This is a genomic window from Faecalitalea cylindroides ATCC 27803, assembly GCF_000469305.1.
GTDB classification, from domain to species: Bacteria; Bacillota_I; Bacilli_A; order Erysipelotrichales; family Erysipelotrichaceae; genus Faecalitalea; species Faecalitalea cylindroides.
In genome coordinates, this window is the sequence record NZ_KI271063.1 from 1 (window position 1) to 504 (window position 504).

Below are 504 nucleotides of genomic sequence, written 5' to 3' on the forward strand. Positions count from 1 at the left end.
CGGTGTCATTATCACTTTTGCGAAAGAAATCCTTACTCTTATCACAGGCTAAGATAAGAGTTACACAGTTATCGAGGGGTGTGCCAAGTTAAGGGACACCCCTTAATTGTAAGGAGGTGCTTTGAATGAGTGATAACTGGGTAGTTCAAAATCTTGAAAATGCCCTTGAAACTTGGAATGAAAAACTGTCGGAAATATGGACGCTCATCACAACTACACCGCAGAACTTTAAGGGCGGGAACATCTGGAAGGTTATCGTTGACATCAACGGTGCAGTTCAGGCTATCGGGCTTGCCTTGCTTGTATTATTCTTCGTGATAGGTATGGTAAAGACCTGCGGAAGTTTTACAGATGTGAAGAAACCGGAACACGCCTTAAAACTCTTTGTCCGTTTTGCACTGGCGAAAGGTGTTATCACATACGGGATGGAGCTTATGCTTGCATTATTTAATATCGTGCAAGGGACAATTTCAACTTCAACAAATTCTTTAGATTCATCTAATT

At 41.5% G+C, this 504-nt stretch carries 1 protein-coding gene; it reads left to right on the forward strand.

Going from position 1 to position 504, the window contains the following annotated elements; all coding sequences use genetic code 11:
• Window positions 1-125: 125 nt before the first annotated feature.
• A partial coding sequence (locus HMPREF0367_RS09620) for a VirB6/TrbL-like conjugal transfer protein, CD1112 family (RefSeq protein ID WP_035403747.1) occupies window positions 126-504 on the forward strand: 379 nt, incomplete at its 3' end.